The sequence below is a fragment of the Streptomyces sindenensis genome, from assembly GCF_014649035.1.
Lineage (GTDB): Bacteria > Actinomycetota > Actinomycetes > Streptomycetales > Streptomycetaceae > Streptomyces > Streptomyces sindenensis.
In genome coordinates this window covers 1-17787 of record NZ_BMSG01000029.1, presented here as the reverse complement: position 1 = coordinate 17787, position 17787 = coordinate 1, and the positions used below count along the sequence as shown (strand labels likewise).

General features: G+C 72.7%; 10 protein-coding genes and 1 CRISPR repeat array. Of the genes, 4 read left to right on the top strand and 6 right to left on the bottom strand.

Going from position 1 to position 17787, the window contains the following annotated elements; genetic code table 11:
• Nucleotides 1-116 precede the first annotated feature (116 nt).
• A complete protein-coding gene (locus tag IE145_RS25690; RefSeq protein ID WP_189527833.1) occupies nucleotides 117-1349 on the top strand; it encodes a nitrate/nitrite transporter in 1233 nt (410 codons plus the stop codon).
• Nucleotides 1350-1409: 60 nt separating this feature from the next.
• Here IE145_RS25690 and IE145_RS25685 read toward each other — a convergent pair whose 3' ends face one another.
• Entirely contained in the window at nucleotides 1410-3587 is a 2178-nt protein-coding gene (locus tag IE145_RS25685; RefSeq protein WP_189527832.1) for a glycoside hydrolase family 99 protein, read from the bottom strand.
• Nucleotides 3584-6073 carry a PQQ-dependent sugar dehydrogenase gene (locus IE145_RS25680; RefSeq protein ID WP_189527831.1) on the bottom strand — a complete coding sequence of 830 codons (2490 nt, stop codon included), beginning with the start codon at nucleotides 6071-6073 and terminating at the stop codon, nucleotides 3584-3586. Before IE145_RS25680 ends, IE145_RS25685 begins: the two co-directional genes overlap by 4 nt.
• A gap of 327 nt (nucleotides 6074-6400) precedes the next feature.
• On the opposite strand from IE145_RS25680, the gene IE145_RS25675 reads away from it, so the two are divergent.
• Complete coding sequence (locus tag IE145_RS25675; protein ID WP_189527830.1) at nucleotides 6401-8098, top strand: acyl-CoA synthetase; 1698 nt, start codon at nucleotides 6401-6403, stop codon at nucleotides 8096-8098.
• Nucleotides 8091-9812 (top strand): carboxyl transferase domain-containing protein, encoded by a 1722-nt coding sequence (locus tag IE145_RS25670; RefSeq protein WP_189527829.1) that lies wholly within the window; start codon nucleotides 8091-8093, stop codon nucleotides 9810-9812. The genes IE145_RS25675 and IE145_RS25670 overlap by 8 nt, the downstream gene beginning before the upstream one ends.
• Before the next feature lie 18 nt (nucleotides 9813-9830).
• Here IE145_RS25670 and IE145_RS25665 read toward each other — a convergent pair whose 3' ends face one another.
• Complete coding sequence (locus IE145_RS25665) at nucleotides 9831-10451, bottom strand: TetR/AcrR family transcriptional regulator (protein WP_189527828.1); 621 nt, start codon at nucleotides 10449-10451, stop codon at nucleotides 9831-9833.
• Between the two features lie 105 nt (nucleotides 10452-10556).
• On the opposite strand from IE145_RS25665, the gene IE145_RS25660 reads away from it, so the two are divergent.
• Nucleotides 10557-11297 carry an SDR family NAD(P)-dependent oxidoreductase gene (locus IE145_RS25660; RefSeq protein ID WP_189527827.1) on the top strand — a complete coding sequence of 247 codons (741 nt, stop codon included), beginning with the start codon at nucleotides 10557-10559 and terminating at the stop codon, nucleotides 11295-11297.
• 21 nt (nucleotides 11298-11318) lie between these two features.
• On the opposite strand, the gene IE145_RS25655 is transcribed toward IE145_RS25660, so the two are convergent.
• The 3 genes from IE145_RS25655 to IE145_RS25645 all read right to left on the bottom strand — a co-directional run bounded on the left by IE145_RS25655 (nucleotide 11319) and on the right by IE145_RS25645 (nucleotide 13357).
• Entirely contained in the window at nucleotides 11319-12584 is a 1266-nt protein-coding gene (locus tag IE145_RS25655; RefSeq protein ID WP_189527826.1) for an MFS transporter, read from the bottom strand.
• 135 nt (nucleotides 12585-12719) lie between these two features.
• Nucleotides 12720-13127 carry a PIN domain nuclease gene (locus IE145_RS25650; RefSeq protein WP_189527825.1) on the bottom strand — a complete coding sequence of 136 codons (408 nt, stop codon included), beginning with the start codon at nucleotides 13125-13127 and terminating at the stop codon, nucleotides 12720-12722.
• Nucleotides 13124-13357, bottom strand: coding sequence for a type II toxin-antitoxin system VapB family antitoxin (locus IE145_RS25645; RefSeq protein WP_118905198.1), 234 nt, complete (start codon nucleotides 13355-13357; stop codon nucleotides 13124-13126). The genes IE145_RS25650 and IE145_RS25645 overlap by 4 nt, the downstream gene beginning before the upstream one ends.
• A gap of 452 nt (nucleotides 13358-13809) precedes the next feature.
• Nucleotides 13810-17682: a CRISPR direct-repeat array (repeat unit 28 nt; unit sequence GGACCATCCCCGCAGGCGCGGGGTCCAC).
• Nucleotides 17683-17787 lie beyond the last annotated feature (105 nt).

The following is a 17787-nucleotide window of genomic DNA, read 5'->3' as shown; positions in this document are numbered from 1 at the left end:
CGGCGATTGTCCCAGCTGGCGGCGATATCGGCTGAGGGAGCCCGGAACGGCTCGCTGTCGCCCGGTCGGCGCAGTCCGACGGGCCGTGCGCCGTCCCGGGCCCTTGACTTGCTGGTGTGGACACCTCTGTCAAACCGTCCCCCGAGCCGCCCGCCTCCCCCGCCCCGGCGGGGGAGGCGCCGTCCTCGGCGGCGTACCGGAATCTGATCCTCGCGACGGTCGGCTTCGCGCTGACCTTCTGGGCGTGGAATCTGATCGCGCCGATGTCCGGGGACTACAAGGACCGCCTCGGGATCAGCTCGTTCCAGCAGTCGTTCCTGGTGGCCGTGCCCGTGCTGGTCGGGTCGCTGGGCCGGATCCCGGTGGGGGCGCTGACGGACAAGTACGGCGCGAAGCTGATGTTCCCGCTGGTCTCCGCGCTGACGATCGTGCCGGTGCTGCTCCTGATCCCGGCGAAGAACTCGTACGGGGCGATGCTCGCGGTCGGCTTCCTGCTGGGGCTCGGCGGGACGACGTTCGCGATCGGCGTTCCGCTGGTCAACGCCTGGTTCCCGCCGCGCAAACGGGGCTTCGCGCTGGGCGTGTTCGGGATGGGCATGGGCGGGGTGGCGCTGTCGGGCTACTTCACCCCGCGCATCGCGAAGCACGGCGACGATCTGCCCTCCCTCGTGGTGGCGGGGGCGCTGGTGGTGTTCGCGCTGGTGGCCGCCGTGCTGGTGACCGACCACCCCGGCCGGAAGATCCCCGCGGACACGCTGGCGCACCGGCTCGGCGCGGCCGGGAAGCTGCGGGTGACCTGGGAGCTGTCGGCGCTGTACGCGATCGGCTTCGGCGGCATCGTGGCGTTCGGGGTCTATCTGCCGACGTATCTGAAGACCTGGTACGAGATGTCGCCGACCGAGGCGGGCACCAAGGCGGCCGGGTTCGCCCTGGTCACGGTGGTCCTCCGGCCGGTCGGCGGCTGGCTCTCGGACCGGATCCACCCGGCGGCGGTGACCTCGGTGGCCCTGCTGCTGGCCGCGCTGATGGCGATCGTGCAGGCCTTCGAGCCGCCGCTGGACCCGGTCGGCACGATCGCGCTCCTGGCCATGGCGGCCGGGCTAGGCACCGCGAGCGGCAGTGTGTTCGCCCTGGTCTCGCAGGTGACGCCGCAGCCGAAGGTGGGCAGCGTGACGGGCATCGTCGGAGCGATGGGCGGGCTCGGCGGGTTCGTGCCGCCGCTGGTGATGGGCGCGATCTACAGCGCCAAGGACTCCTACGCGATCGGCTTCATGCTGCTGTCGGATCTGGCGCTGGCGGGGTGTGTGTACGCGTACGGCAGGATGCGGAACGTTCAGCGCGACGAGTGAGGCTCACCGGTGCGTGAGAACGGCCGCGTTCCCGCCGGAACGCGGCCGTTCGTGTGCGAGCTACCGGCGCTGCCGGAGCTGTTGTTCGAACCGGTCCGCCCAGTACGCGGTCCGGTCCAGGTAGGCCGTCTCGGCGGCTTCCCCGGTCTTTCCGTAGGCCCCCTCGAAGGTCTCGTAACCCTGCCCCGGGGGCGGGGTGGAGGAGGCGGGTTCGATGGAGCTGCCCTCGTGCCACTCGTTGAACGAGGTGACGGAGACCCAGGTGGGATCGCCGCCGATGGCGGGGTCGAGGGCGTTGCTCCACTCCAGGTCGTAGGAGGCGCCGTCCTCGCGGCCGAGGGTGGGGGTGGTGTTGCCGGGGACGGCCCGGTCGTCGACGTAGCCGGGGGCGACCGAGGGGGCCCAGACGAGGCCGTTGGCCTTGGCGTAGTCGCCCGCGTTCTTCCAGCCGGGGGCGGTGGCGCCGGCGATGCCGTCGTAGGTGTAGATCCCGCCGAAGTGGTCGACCCTGCTGGTGTCGGTGGTCTGGGCGAGGACGATGGCGGTGTCCTTGACGGCGTCGAGCGCCGACCAGTCCCGGATCCTCAGGCTCTCGAAGACGTAGTAGGCGTTGCGGTCGCCGTGGGCCGCGTCCCGGTGGAAGGCGGGGTGGTCGCCGAACTTGCCTTCCAGATAGGCGATGTCGTCGACGACGGACGCGGCGGTGCGGCCGCCGTACGGCTCGATGTGCCAGGCGACCTCGATGCCGTGGCGGGCGGCGGCGTCCATCACCTCACCGGCGAGGCCGTCCTCGTAACTCCCCTGCCCCCACCAGCTGTAGACGATGACGCCCGCGCCGGAACGCTTGACCCACGCCATGTGCTGCTCAACGGCTCCGGCGATGTCCCCGGAGTCGTACGGGCCGAGCTTCGGGTAGAGGTCGGCGCCGATGGAGCCGGGCGGGGTGTGGCCGCCCTGCTGCCAGTGCCGCCAACTGCCCGCCGGGCCTTCGGGGGTGCCGTACCACGGGTAGGAGAAGAGGTGCACGTTGGACGAGCCCTCGTCCTCGGTGGCCGGGGCTCGGGTCAGGGTGAAGCGGTCGATGTCGAAGAGGGCGCCCGCTCCCCCGGTGAACCGCAGGAAGAGCGGGCCGGTCCCGGCGGTCAGCGGGGTGGTGACCTCGGTGAAGGTCTCCCAGCCGCCGGTCGGGGCGACGCCGACGGAGCCGAGGAGCGGTCCGGTGGCGGAGCCGGAGCGGATCTCGATCGTGCCGCCCGCGCCGGCCGAGGAGACGGTGGCGGTGAAGGCGGTGGCTCCGGCGGTGTCGAGCAAGGAGTAGCCCGCCCAGTCGCCGTCGTCGATGTAGCCGAGGGTGGCTCCCCCGCTCGCCGATCCGTGGGCGGCGCTCTGCACGCCCGAGGAGGAGGTGTACGCCTCCGCCTCCGCGCTGTCGCCGCCCGGGCCGGGTCCTGGATCACCGGCGGAGCAGTCCGCCTCGACGGCTCCGGCCGCGTACTGGACGCCGCCGAGCATGAGTTGGCGGAAGTCCGGGTCGGCGAAGGACTCGGTGGTGTGGCCGAGCCCGGTGTAGAAGGAGCGCCCCTCCGCCTGCTCGTGGCACCAGGTGATGGGGTGGTCGCCGCCCATCTCGCCGCCGCTGTAGCTGGTCTCGTCGAGGGACTGGAGGACGTGGACGCTGTCGCGGGGGTTGGAGCGGTAGTTGTACCACTCGTCGGTCCGGGTCCAGGTGTCGTCCAGGTGCGCGGTCGCCGGGTGGACGTGGTCCTCGGTGGTGAGGCGGGCCTCCTGGATCGCCGGATGGCTCTGGAACCACGCCCCGACCAGGTCCTCGTACTCCGGCCAGTCGTACTCGGTATCGGCGGCCGCGTGTACGCCGACGAATCCGCCGCCCTCGTCGACGTACCCCTTCAGGGCGCTCTGCTGGGTGTCGTTCAGGACGTCGCCGGTGGTGGAGAGGAAGACGACGGCCTTGTGGTCGGCGAGGTTCGCCGGGGTGAAGGCGGTCGCGTCCTCGGTGGCGGTGACGGTGAAGCCGTTCTCCGCGCCCAGCTGCCGGAGGGCGGCGATGCCCGCCGGGATCGAGTCGTGCCGGAATCCGGCGGTCTTGGAGAAGACGAGGACCTGGTACGGCTCGGCGGCTGCCGCGCTCTGGACACCGGGGCCCAGGAGGGCGGCCCCGAGGGCGAGAGCGGCGGCGCAGGCGAGACGGCGGCGGAGAGGGGTACGGGTTCGTCTCATCGGTCGTTCACCTTCGCTCCCCGGGTGCTGAAGGTGAAGGCGTCCAGGTCGAAGAGGCTGCCCTGACCTGTCGGGCCCGTGAAGAGGAAGAACAGCTCGGTCGGACCGGTGGGCGCGTTGTTCACGTCCGCCGTGACGTCCACGTAGTTCTCCCAGCCGCCGGTCGGGGCGACGGGCAGGGAGGCGAGCAAGGTGCCCGTCGGGGACCCGGCCCGCACCTCCAGGGTGCCGCCCGCGCCGCCGGACGCGACCCGGGCCGTGATGGAGGTGGCGTCGGACAGCACGTACGGCTCGAAGGAGACCCAGTCGCCGTCGTCCGTGTAGCCGACCGCCGCGCCGCCCTCGGCGGAGCCGTGCGGGGCGAGCTCGATGCCGTGCCGGGCCGTGTAGTGCTCGCCCTGGCGGTGGCGGGGCTGGAGGACGGAGTCGCTGTGCGTGGTGAGTCCGCCCGCGTCGGTGTACTCGGCGTCGAAGACCCCGTAGATGTTGGCGGCGCTGTCGTGCTCTCCGTCGACGGGGACGTCGATGGTGCCGGAGCAGCCGTTCTTCGAGGTGATCTGGTGGCGGTGGCTGTCGTGGCCGAGGAGGTAGGTGACCTTGACCTTGGAGCAGTCGACCGTGCCGTCCTCGGGGTCGCTGACGGTCACGGTGAAGGGGACGGAGTCGCCGAAGGAGAAGAGGCTGCCGTTCGCCGGGGTGGTGAGGGTGACCGTGGGCGCGGTGTTGCCCGCCGTGACGACCAGGCTGGCGGTGCCGGTGAGGCCTTCGGGGTCGGTGACGGTGAGCGTCGGGTCGTAGGTCCCGGCGGTGGTGTAGGTGTGGCTGGGGTTCGGGTCGGTGGAGGTGGCTCCGTCGCCGAAGTCCCAGGCGTAGGTGAGGTTTCCGCCCTCGGGGTCGGCACTGCCGGCCGAGGAGAAGGAGACCGCGAGCGGGGTGGGCCCGGAGGTCCGGTCGGCGGCGGCCTTGGCGACCGGGGACCGGTTGCTGCCCGCGAGGTACTCGACGCGGTACAGCGCCTGGTTGTTCGCGCCGGTGCCGTAGTCGAGGACGTAGAGCGCGCCGTCGGGCCCGAAGGCGGAGTCCATCACCTGGGTGCCGGTCCACGGGAGGGTGTCGATGACGCCCGGCGACCCGTCGGGTTTCACCTCCACGGGCTTGATCCACTTGCGGCCGTACTCGGTGGCGAAGAAGCGGCCGTCGAGGGAGGCGGGGAATTTCACGGCGGAGTCGAGGTCCGCGTCGAAGTCGTACACGGGCCCGGCCATCGGGGACTCGGAGCCGCCGCCGAACTCCGGCGGGGAGCCCGCGTCACCGGCGTACCGGATCCAGGCGGGCTGGGCGGGCGGCAGCGTGGCGAGTCCGGTGTTGCGGAAGGAGTTGTTGGCGGGGCCGGCGGCGCAGTCGTACTTCGCGCCGGACGGGCCGCCGGGGAAGGTGTACTCGCCGTACGTCTCCGTGGGCGTGTTGGTGCCCGTGCAGTAGGGCCAGCCGAAGTTTCCGGGCGCGGTGACGCGGTTGAACTCGACCTGGCCGCTGGGGCCCCGGTCCGGGTCGGTGGTTCCGGCGTCGGGGCCGTAGTCGCCGATGTAGACGGCTCCGGTCTTCTGGTCGACGGACATCCGGAACGGGTTGCGGAAGCCCATCGCGTAGATCTCGGGGCGGGTGTTCGCGGTGCCGGGCGCGAAGAGGTTGCCCGCCGGGACCGTGTAGCCGCCGTCCGCCGTGGGTTTGATCCGCAGCAGTTTGCCGCGTAGGTCGTTGGTGTTGCCGGAGGAGCGCTGGGCGTCGAACTGCGGGTTTCGGTCGGTGCGTTCGTCGATCGGCGCGTAGCCGCTCGACTCGAAGGGGTTGGTGTCGTCCCCGGTGGTCAGATACAGATTCCCGGCGGCGTCGAAGTCGATGTCGCCGCCGACGTGGCAGCACTGGCCCCGGTCGCTCTCCACTTCCAGGACGACCTTCTCGCTGCCGGGGTCGAGCGTGCCGTCGGCCTTGAGGACGAAGCGGGAGAGGTTGAGGTGCCCCTTCCACGCCTCGAAGTCGGCGGCCGAGCCGGTGGTGGGGGCGTCGCCGGGCGGAGTGTCCAGGAGCGGGGAGTAGTAGAGGTAGACGAAGCGGTTGGCCGCGAAGTCCGGGTCGACGGCGATGCCCTGGAGGCCCTCTTCGTCGTGGGTGTAGACGTCGAGTTTGCCCGCCGTCTTCGTCGACCCGGCGGCGTCGGTCAGCCGGACCGTGCCGTCGCGGGCGGTGTGCAGTACGGACCGGTCGGGCAGCACGGCGAGCGACATGGCCTCGCCCAGTTCGGCTGCTCCGAGAGCGAGTTGGACCTGCTGGTAGTCGGCGGCGGGGAGGTCGGCCGCGACGCGGGGGGCTCGCGTCTCCGGGTCGGCGGCGAGGGCAGGTCCTGCGGTGGGGGCGGCGAGCGCGGCCGCGAGGAGGGCGGCGAGGGCGGTGGCGTATCCGGCCCACCGTGGGGGTGCGGGTGACATGGGCGGCTGGTTCCTTCCTGACGGTACGTGGGGTCTGTCAGGCAAGGCGCTGTCGCGCTTTGCGACGTGCTGGGGAGCCTCGGGCGCTCGGGTGCGGGCGGGTTTTTCCCTGGAGAGAGCGCTCCAACTCGCTTACTGAGCAAGCTTTTTGCATGCTGGCAACGCAAAATTAATTTGTCAATGCTGTGTCGAAATCACGGTTCGATGCTCCGTGCAGCCATGTCGCGGGCGGGGCGGTCCCCTCCGAAAGCCCGACCCGGGGTGACGCTGCCCTCATCGGTCTCCGGGTCCCGGCGAGAGGGCCGCCGACGCCCTAGGCTTCCCGGCGTGACCCTCCTTCCCGCGCTCCAGTCCCCCGCCGGCCCGGCGGCCTCCCGGGAGGCCGTCCGTTTCGGCACCCTCTCCCTGACCTACGGCGAGCTGGCCGCCGCCTCCACCGCTCTCGCCGCCCGGATCGCGGACGCGGGCCGGGTCGCCGTCTGGGCCACCCCGACGCCGGAGACGGTGATCGCGGTGGTGGCGGCGCTCCGGGCCGGGGTTCCGGCGGTACCGCTCAACCCTCGTACGGGCGAGGGCGAGTTGGCGCACATCCTGGCCGACAGCGAGCCCACGGTCGCCCTGGCGGGCCCGGACGACGAGCTGCCCCCGGCGCTGGAGAAGCTGCGGCGGGTGACGGTGGACGCGCGGGCGGCGGCGACCTCGGGTGCCCCGGGGGGCTCCGGGGCGTGCGGGGCGGGCGAGGGTGAGGGGACGGGCGAGGCTGCTGGGGCGGGCGAGGCCGAGAGGACGGGCGAGGCTGCTGGGGCGGGCGAGGCCGAGAGGACGGGCGAGGCTGCTGGGGCGGGCGAGGCCGAGAGGACGGGCGAGGCTGCTGGGGTGGGCGAGGCTGAGAGGACGGGCGAGGCTGCTGGGGTGGGTGAGGCGCGTCCCGCCGCACACGACTTCGGTGAGGCCGACGCAGAGGCTCCCGCCCTGATCGTCTACACCTCCGGCACCACCGGCCCGCCCAAGGGGGCCGTCCTGCCGCGCCGGGCCGTCGCCGCGTCCCTGGACGCACTGGAGGACGCGTGGGGGTGGACCGGTGGCGACGTCCTGGTCCACGCGCTGCCGCTGTTCCACGTCCACGGGCTGATCCTGGGCGTCCTCGGCCCACTGCGGCGCGGCGGCTCCGTACGCCACCTGGGGAAGTTCTCACCGGAGGGGGTGGCCCGTGAGCTGGGGTCCGGGGGCACGATGCTGTTCGGCGTGCCGACGATGTACCACCGGTTGGCCGAGGTGCTGGACGGCCCGGCGGCCGACGCGGAACGGGAGTCCCTGACCCGGGCGCTGAGCGGGGCGCGGCTGCTGGTCTCCGGCTCGGCGGCGCTGCCCGTGCACGACCACGAGCGCATCGCGGCGGCGTCCGGGCGGCGGGTGATCGAGCGGTACGGCATGACGGAGACCCTGATGAACACGGGGATCCGGGCGGACGGCGCGCCGCGCCCGGGCACGGTGGGGCCGCCGCTCGCCGGGGTGGAGCTGCGTCTCGCGGAGGACGACGGCACGGTGCTCGACGCACCCGGGGCGATCGGCGAGATCCAGGTGCGCGGCCCGAATCTGTTCACGGGGTATCTGAACCGGCCCGACGCCACGGCCGCCGCCCACACGGCGGACGGCTGGTTCCGTACGGGAGACGTGGGCACGGTGGACGCGGACGGGTACGTCACCATCGTCGGCCGCAAGGCCACCGACCTGATCAAGAGCGGCGGCTACAAGATCGGCGCGGGCGAGATCGAGAACGTGCTCCTCGCGCACCCCGGGGTCCGGGAAGTGGCCGTGACCGGCGAGGAGGACCCGGACCTCGGCGAGCGGGTCGTGGCGTGGGTGGTCGCGACGGACCCCGGCTCTCCGCCCTCCTTCGAAGAGTTGGCGGATCTGGTGGCGGCCCAACTGGCCCCGCACAAGCGCCCGCGCACCGTGCGCTACCTGGACGCGCTGCCCCGCAACGACCTGGGCAAGATCATGAAGAGGTCGCTCCGTGCCTGACGCCAACCCCGGCCGCGCGACGGCTCGTGAGGCGATCGCCCTGCTCACCGGTGCTGCGGGCTTCACCGAGCACCGCCCGCCGCCGCGCCCCCTGCCGCCGGACGGTCCGCTCGGCTGGGCCGGGTACGACGTGGCGCGGGAACGTGCCTCGGCCCTGACCGGCGAGGAAGAGTCCGTGGTGTACGGCGCCGGGGTCGTCGGGGGCCGCGCGTGCGTGCTCCTCTCCTTCGAATTCGGTTTCCTGGGCGGCTCGTTGGGCCGGAGAACGGGAGATCGGCTGGCGGCCGCGTACGAACTGGCCCTGACCCGCCGCCTCCCCCTGCTCGCGCTCGTCGCCACGGGTGGCAGCCGGATGCAGGAGGGCATGGTCGCGCTCACCCAGCTCCAGCGGGTGGCCGCGGCCTCCGTCCGGCTGCGCGCGGCCGGACTCCCGCAGATCGCGGTGGTCCGCGACCCGACGACCGGCGGCGGCTGGGCCACGGTGGGGGCGGGCGCGGACGTGGTGCTGGCGCTGCCGGGCGCGCAGGTGGGCTTCGCCGGTTCCCGGGTCCGTCCGCCGGATGCCGACCCGTACGCGTACAGCGCAGAGGGCCAGTTCGCGGCGGGCCAGGTGGACGCGGTCGTCCCGGCCGACGGGCTGGCCACCACGGTGACGCACTGGCTGCGCGCGCTGGGGCCGCACGAGGATCTGCCCGCGGCGCCGGTTCCGCGCGCTCTGCCGGCGGGCGGCGGCGAGTCGGCATCCGGAGCCGGCAGGGGGGCGGGAGCCAGTGCGGGGTCGGCGGCGGGAGCCGGGTCGACAGGGGGAGCCGGTACGGGATCGGGAGTCGGGTCGGCTGCCGGAGCCGGTGCGGGACCGGGAGCCGGTGCGGCTGCCGGAGCCGGTGGGGGGCCGGGAGCCGGGTCGGCGGCGGGAGCCGTTGCAGGACCGGGGGCCGGGTCGGCGGCCGGACCCGGGTCGGCAGGGGGAGCCGGTACGGGACCGGGAGCCGGGTCGGCGGCCGGAGCCGGTACGGCGGTGGGAGCCGTTGCGGGACCGGGAGCCGGCACGGGGCCCGGAGCCGGCACTGGACCCGGAACCGGTGCGGGATCGGCGGCCACGCTCCCCGGGACCGGGCGGGAGGCGGTGGCACGGGCCCGCGATCCGCGACGGCCGCGCGCGGAGGCGTATCTGGCGGACTACTTCGCCGTACGACTCCCCCTCCACGGGGACCGCTCGGGCTCCACGGACCCCGGGCTGCTGTGCGGCTTCGGGCTGCGCGCGGACGGGCGGCCCGTGGCGTACGTCGCCCAGTGCGGTACGCCGACCCGCCCGGCCGGTTACCGCGCGGCGGCCCGGACGATCCGGCTGGCCGACCGGCTCGGCGTCCCCGTCCTGACTCTGGTCGACACCCCGGGCGCGGCCAACGACGCCGAGGCGGAGCGGGCGGGCGCGGGCGCGGCCATCGCGGACACCTTCGCGGCGATCGCGGCGGCCCGGGTCCCGGTGACGACGCTGGTGATCGGCGAGGGCGGTTCGGGCGGGGCGCTGGCGCTCGCAGCGCCGGAGAACACCCATGTCACGGTGGACAGTTACTTCTCGGTCATCGCCCCGGAACTCGCCGCGGCGATCCTCAAGCGACCGCCGTCGGAGACGGGCGCGACGGCCGACCAGCTGCGGTTGCGCCCGCAGGACCTCGTGGACCTGGGCTTCGCACGCTCGATCGTCGGGTAGGCACGATTCCGGCCCCGCTCACGGTCGCGGGGCCGCCTGTCGCACCAGGGTGTCCCAGAGGCCGACGGCCTGGTCCACGGTGGAGCGGAGCCGCTCCACGGGGACGCCGTCGCGCGCCTCGATCGAGAGCCCGTGCAGGATGGTCGCGTAGAAGCCGGCCACGGCGCGTACATCCGTCCCGGGTGCCAACTCGCCTTCGGTGACGGCGCGTTCCAGTCTGCCTTCCAGCTCGGCGACCGTTCTCCGGCGATGGCCGGCCAGATGCTCGGCGACACCTCTGTTCTGGTGGGCGCAGTTGGCGGCCGCGAGGACGATCATGCAGCCGGTCGGGGTGCCCGTGTCGGCGAAGATGTCGATGTTGCCGCGGAGCATGGCTTCGACGGCGGCCCGGGCCGTCGGTTCCTCGCGCAGCGCACGGGCGGTCGCCGAGCCCGTGGTGCTGCCGTAGAGCTCCACGGCCTCGCGGAACAACTGCTCCTTCGACCCGAAGGTGTTGTACAGGCTGGCGGAGTTGATGTTCATGGCGCCGGTCAGATCGGTGAGCTTCGTGCCCTCGTAGCCGAGTTCCCAGAACACCTCCATCGCACGCCGCAGCGCCACCGTGCGATCGAACGCGCGCGGTCGTCCTCTTTCAGCCATATCCGCCTTCTCGTCCGGGAGTTGTTGCCACCTCAGTCTGCCCGGTGTGTATTTTTGGATCGTTCGATCTAAAAATAGCTCACCATGGCGGCGGAAGGTATCGAGATGTCTCAACTCGCGGGCAGAGTGGCGTTGGTGACCGGAGGAAGCCGCGGCATAGGCGCCGCGACCGCTCTCCGACTGGCGGAGGGGGGCGCGGACGTGGCGCTGACCTATGTGAGCGCGGCGGACAGGGCGGCGGAAGTCGTGGCGGCGATCGAGGCGCTGGGCCGCAAGGCGGTGGCCGTCCGGGCCGACAGTGCGGACCCGGCGGCCGTGGTGGATTCCGTCGGGAAGGCCGCGGCCACGTTCGGCCGGCTCGACATCCTGGTGAACAACGCCGGGATCTTCCCCTTCGGACCGGTCGAGGACGTGACCCTGGCCGAGATCGACCGCACGCTCGCCGTTCATGTGCGGGCCGTCTACCTCGCGACCCAGGCCGCCCTCCCCCACATGGGACACGGCGGACGGGTCATCAGCGTCGGGAGCTGCTGGGCCACCCGCGTACCCGTGCCGAACGTGACGTTGTACGCGATGAGCAAGTCGGCGCTGGTCGGCTTCACCAAGGGCCTGGCGCACGACGTGGCGCCCAGGGGCATCACCGCGAACATCGTGGACCCCGGGCCCACGGTGACCGACATGAATCCGGCGGGTACGGACGTGGCCGAGGCGGAGCGCCTGAGGACGGCGGCAAAGGTCATGGGGGCCGACGTGGACGTCGCGAACGCGGTGGCCTTCCTGGCGAGCCCGGAGGCCCAGTGGATCACCGGGACCACCCTGGCGGTGGACGGCGGTTACACAGCCTGACGGTTCCTTCCCCCGCCCCCGCTACGGCTGTGGGGCGCGGGCGTCGTAGCGGGCGAAGGCGCGCCACTTCAGCGCGAGCAGGGTCACGGCGGCCACGCACAGGATGCCGCCGCCGGTGACGGCGACGGCGGGCGAGGCGAGGTCGGCGACCGAACCGGCCAGGAAGTCGCCGAGCCGGGGCCCGCCCGCGACGACGACGATGAAGACGCCCTGGAGGCGGCCGCGCAGTTCGTCGGGCACGGCCGCCTGGAGCATCGTGTTGCGGAAGACCATGGAGACGGTGTCGGCGCAGCCGGCAAGGGCCAGGAACAGCAGCCCGAGCCAGAGGTTGCGGGTGAGTCCGAAGACGGCGATGGCGGCACCCCAGGAGCCGACGGCCAGCAGGATCGCGAGTCCGTGCCGCCGGATCCGGCCGAGCCAGCCGGAGAACACCCCGCCGAGCAGCGCGCCGAGGGCCGGAGCGGCGACGAGCAGGCCCGTGGTCCGGGCGTCACCCCCGTACCAGAGGACGGCGACGGCCGGAAAGAGGGCGCGGGGATGGGCGAGGACCATGGCGCACAGGTCGGTGAAGAAGGTCATCCGCAGATTCGGCCGGGTCCCGAGGAACCGCAGCCCGTCCAGGACGGAGGCCCGCTTGCCCTCCTCGCCGCCCTTGCGGTCGGGCAGCATCGAGGGCAGGCGCCACATCGCGTACAGGGAGGCGGTGAAGCAGACGGCGTCCACGGTGTACGCGGCCCGGTAGCCCCACCAGCCGACGATCAGACCCCCCAGCATCGGGCCCACGAGCGTGCCCGTCGTACCGGTCATCGTCGTCAACGCGTTGGCTGCGGGCAGCTGTTCGGCCGGAAGCAGCCGGGCGATCATCGAGGAGCGGGCCGGGGCGTTGAGGGCGAAGCAGACGGCCTGGAGGGCCACGATCGCATACAGCAGCCCGACGTGCTCGATGCCGACGACGGCCGCCGCCACCAGGACGAGGGAGAGCCCGAACGACCCGGCGGCACTGAACAGCCCGAGCCTGCGCCGGTCGACGGTGTCGGCGACGGCCCCGCCGTAGAGCCCGAAGACGACGAGCGGCACCAGCGAGCAGAACCCGATGAGCCCGACGGAGAACGCGGACCCGGTGATGTCGTAGACCTGGAGCGAGACCGCGAGGGCCGTCATGCCCTGCCCGATCCAGGAAACGGTGTTCCCGAACCAGAGCCGCCGGTAGTCGGGCGAGGTCCGCAGGGGCGTGAGGTCGGCGAGTATATGGGTGCGTCGTGCACGCGGTTCGGCTGATTCGGTCACAGGGGATGGTAGCCAGGGGCCCTCCCGGGTGGCCGAACGGGGCCTGGAGCAGCCCATGCGTACAAGCCGTGCATGGATTCGCCCAGCTATGCGGGCGGCCAGAGGCAGCAGCTCCCGTCAGGTTCCGGCGAAGAATCAGACGCGCACGTCTCGCTGCTGCACTTCCTTGAGGACCGCCGCCACGGCGGTGAAGTCGTTGTCCACGTGAAGCACCGTATGACCATGGTGGACCGCTGTCGCACACACCAGAAGATCGATGGCGCCGGCGGCACGGTGCTGTGCTCGCTGGGTGAGCTTGTACTGTGCGGTCTCGACCCAGCGCCACGCACCCTTGGGGACCGGCGAGAGATAGCAGAGATCATCCAGCTCTTCGGCCAACTCGTCCCGGTGAGCCGGACCTGTGGCCGAATAGAGAAACTCCGTCCTCGTGGGCTCGCAGATGCGGAACACGCCGGCAGCGATGTGCCCCTCCCAGGGCCGCAACGCCCCGGGCGTCCGGAAGAGATGCCAGAGAGCGGACGTGTCGAGGAGGTACGTGATCACTCGAAGGCCGCCCGCCGGGCGCGCTTCGCAGCCGCATGGGCCGCAGCAGCAGCCTCGAACTCGCCCTTCTCACCACGCGCGGCCAACTTCTCGGCAGCCTCCAGTCGCTTGATCCGCGCCACGTAGTCCCGCAAGGCGCCGTTTACCGTCTCCTTCTTCGTCGAGGTGCCCATGAGCCGCATGGCCTCGGCCAACGCCTCGTCATCGAGATCGACCTGGGTCACAGACATACCGGCCACCCTTCGCCATAGTCCACGATATACATACACATGATATGTCACCAACATTCATCTCAGCCACCCCGCGACCGTCGAGGCGAGCGAACTCCGGAGGAGGCGCTCGCGGCCGACCCGGCGCCGCTGGGCGGGTACTGCGCACCTCCCGGCGGGGGGACTCCCTCTACGCCTCGCGAGCATCTCCACCGCCCCATGTATCACCGGACAGGACCTCTGGTGGATACGCCGGGGGCTCGCATCGTCCGCGGTCGCGCACGGGTGAAGGCGGGGCAGTTCCCGCCGTGCGGAATCACTCCGGACATACTCGCGGAGCCTTCCGGCGCACGGACCATCCCCGCGAGCGCGGGGTCGACATCGTCTGGCAGGGCACGACGACGACGCTGCCCGGCCATCCCGGCGAGCGCCGGGTCCACGGCGTAGGAATGCACGCCGTGATCCCGATCCTCGGACCATCCCCGCAGGCGCGGGGTCCACGAGGCCCGGACGGACCTGGAACTGGCCGCCCTCGGACCATCCCCGCAGGCGCGGGGTCCACCGCGAGGACGGCTTCCACGTTCTGCGGCATACGGGACCATCCCCGCAGGCGCGGGGTCCACCCGGCCACGCTCGTGCCTGTGGACGTGGCGGCCGGACAATCCCCGCAGGCGCGGGGTCCACGCCTCCAGGTCGTCCAGGAGGCGGCAGCCCGTCGGACCATCCCCGCAGGCGCGGGGTCCACAGGTTGAGGGCCTTGGCCTGGCCGTCCCAGATGGGACCATCCCCGCAGGCGCGGGGTCCACGTCCGGGGTCGGCGCGCGGTCGCCCTGCTCGCCGGACCATCCCCGCAGGCGCGGGGTCCACGTCGCCCCGGCGTCGATCGGCGGCTTGATCCCCGGACCATCCCCGTAGGCGCGGGGTCCACGGCTTCGCCCTCCTCGAGTGCCCGCAGGATCGCGGACCATCCCCGCAGGCGCGGGGTCCACTCGGCCAGCGGGGAGGCCATGGAGCACGCCTCCGGACCATCCCCGCAGGCGCGGGGTCCACCGGGCCACCACGTCCAGGATCTCCCGGGCCATCGGACCATCCCCGCAGGCGCGGGGTCCACCTCCGCGTGGCGTTCACGATCGTGTCCCAATGCGGACCATCCCCGCAGGCGTGGGGTCCACTTCGGCGTGGTGACCGGTGATACCTGCTTGGTCGGACCATCCCCGCAGGCGCGGGGTCCACCCATCGAGCAGACCGCCCAGCTCCTCAAGAGCCGGACCATCCCCGCAGGCGCGGGGTCCACGCCAAACGGGCGTCGAGAGCTGTGGCGCGTCGCGGACCATCCCCGCAGGCGCGGGGTCCACTCCAGGACCCGGGCGGTCTCGTCCTCGTCCGCCGGACCATCCCCGCAGGCGCGGGGTCCACGTTCACCCGGATGTTCAGGTTCGCGACCTCGCCGGACCATCCCCGCAGGCGCGGGGTCCACGCCCCTGGTCAGTCGGTGAAGAACTGGTAGCCGGGACCATCCCCGCAGGCGCGGGGTCCACTCGGTCGGCCGGGTGCTCGTCGCTGATCAGGGCGGACCATCCCCGCAGGCGCGGGGTCCACGCGACGAGATGAACGCCCGGATACAGCAGGCGCGGACCATCCCCGCAGGCGCGGGGTCCACACCGCCTGGGGCTCCCCGTGGTCGTCACGGACGGGACCATCCCCGCAGGCGCGGGGTCCACCCACCGCCGGGGACGCGGGCCCGAACCCGAGCCGGACCATCCCCGCAGGCGCGGGGTCCACGCCTCTCACCAGCAACTATAGGTGGGGGGCTTCGGACCATCCCCGCAGGCGCGGGGTCCACATGAGGTCGAGGTCGATGACGATGTCGCGCGCCGGACCATCCCCGCAGGCGCGGGGTCCACAACGTCATGGGGTCTGCCGGCAAGGGCGCCGACGGACCATCCCCGCAGGCGCGGGGTCCACTCCGGCCTGTCCTCGAACGCGAGGATCGCTGTCGGACCATCCCCGCAGGCGCGGGGTCCACCACCCACGGCACGCGCTGATGCCGGACACCCGGGGACCATCCCCGCAGGCGCGGGGTCCACGAGCACCCCGTACATCCCGGATTCCGCGAGGACGGACCATCCCCGCAGGCGCGGGGTCCACAGGGCCTTAACCGCCTTGGAGACGCCGGGGGCCGGACCATCCCCGCAGGCGCGGGGTCCACCGTTGCCTTCGGCGCGGCCGGGGCAGCCGCGGAGGACCATCCCCGCAGGCGCGGGGTCCACGCCACGGCTCCCGGTGCGCCGGCGGACGCGGGGGGACCATCCCCGCAGGCGCGGGGTCCACACCTCGGGGTGTCGGCGGTGGCCGAGACCTCCACCGGACCATCCCCGCAGGCGCGGGGTCCACAGCGGGAGAGGTCGGAAGCGCTCGGCGAGTCGCGGACCATCCCCGCAGGCGCGGGGTCCACGTGCGTGCCTTGCGTGCGCGCACCCGGGACAGGGGACCATCCCCGCAGGCGCGGGGTCCACGTCTCGGCGGCGGCCTGGGCCGCTTTCTCCGCCGGACCATCCCCGCAGGCGCGGGGTCCACACCGTGCTACCGGTCCGGGGGTGTGGACGACGCGGACCATCCCCGCAGGCGCGGGGTCCACGGTGGACGCCGACGGGGCGACGGGCGTCGTCTCGGACCATCCCCGCAGGCGCGGGGTCCACCTCCCCCTCGTGATCCGTCATGATTACAAACCCGGACCATCCCCGCAGGCGCGGGGTCCACCTCGGGTCGCGTCGTCACCGGCCTCCACGATCGGGACCATCCCCGCAGGCGCGGGGTCCACGATCTGACGCTGTGAGCGGCCCTCACGGACCGCGGACCATCCCCGCAGGCGCGGGGTCCACACCATGGCGGCTCCCCGCTGTCCTCGCTCTGCGGGACCATCCCCGCAGGCGCGGGGTCCACATCCAGTTCAGCAGATCGGACAGGCCGTCCATCGGACCATCCCCGCAGGCGCGGGGTCCACGTCCGTGCCGGTGATGACGGACAGATCGGCAACGGACCATCCCCGCAGGCGCGGGGTCCACCCGGGCTTGAGACCCAGGCTGCGCCAGATCGACGGACCATCCCCGCAGGCGCGGGGTCCACGGGTGGGGGCTACTGCTGGTAGGCGGTGATCAGGGACCATCCCCGCAGGCGCGGGGTCCACTTCTTGATCTCCGCCGAGGCCTCCACCGCCGACGGACCATCCCCGCAGGCGCGGGGTCCACAACATCTTCATCTCCGCGCTCGGCGTCTCCTTCGGACCATCCCCGCAGGCGCGGGGTCCACGCCGTCAGCGTCGTGACCGGCCTCCCACTGGTCGGACCATCCCCGCAGGCGCGGGGTCCACGAGCCTGAGATGGCCGCTGTCGGGGACGCCAAGGGACCATCCCCGCAGGCGCGGGGTCCACGTTCGCTCGGACCCCGCAGCAACGCTCGCAAACGGACCATCCCCGCAGGCGCGGGGTCCACGCTTCCCCTCGTTAGCGGGACCGCTTCGGCCCCGGACCATCCCCGCAGGCGCGGGGTCCACAGCGCGTCCAGGCGGGCCCGCAGCATCGTCGACGGACCATCCCCGCAGGCGCGGGGTCCACACCGCGCTCAACACCGACAGGTGCGGGCCGTCCGGACCATCCCCGCAGGCGCGGGGTCCACTGCTGGATCGGGCCGCCGCACCAGGCGCACACCGGACCATCCCCGCAGGCGCGGGGTCCACCTGGACCATGACGCCGTGGCCCTTCCCGCCGCAGGACCATCCCCGCAGGCGCGGGGTCCACGCCGGGCGGACCGACTCCATGCGGGTGCCGTCCGGACCATCCCCGCAGGCGCGGGGTCCACACGACCAGGTGATCGCGCTGCCGGACCAGCCGAGGACCATCCCCGCAGGCGCGGGGTCCACTCCGACCCGTCGGTGGCCCGGATCTGGAACTCTGGACCATCCCCGCAGGCGCGGGGTCCACGCGATGCCGGACTCCTGCCAGGTCCGCCCGTAGGGACCATCCCCGCAGGCGCGGGGTCCACTACGGGTCGGCGCCCGGCTCGGCGCACCGGCACGGACCATCCCCGCAGGCGCGGGGTCCACCACGATGCGCGCTCGGACTGCTTCTTGACCCGCGGACCATCCCCGCAGGCGCGGGGTCCACTCCCTCGTCGCCCTCGGCGTCGCACTCCTCACCGGACCATCCCCGCAGGCGCGGGGTCCACTTCCCTCTCTCCGGCCAGCCCGGAAGCTCAGACGGACCATCCCCGCAGGCGCGGGGTCCACATGGCGGTGAGCACCCGGAGCCGGTTCGTCGACGGACCATCCCCGCAGGCGCGGGGTCCACACTTCCTGAGCTGGTCGTTTACCGGGCAGGGTGGCTGTTTTCGTTTACTGATCGTTTCAGAATGCCGCCCGAAGCCGTCGGAGACAGATGATGCTGCAGGCAAGC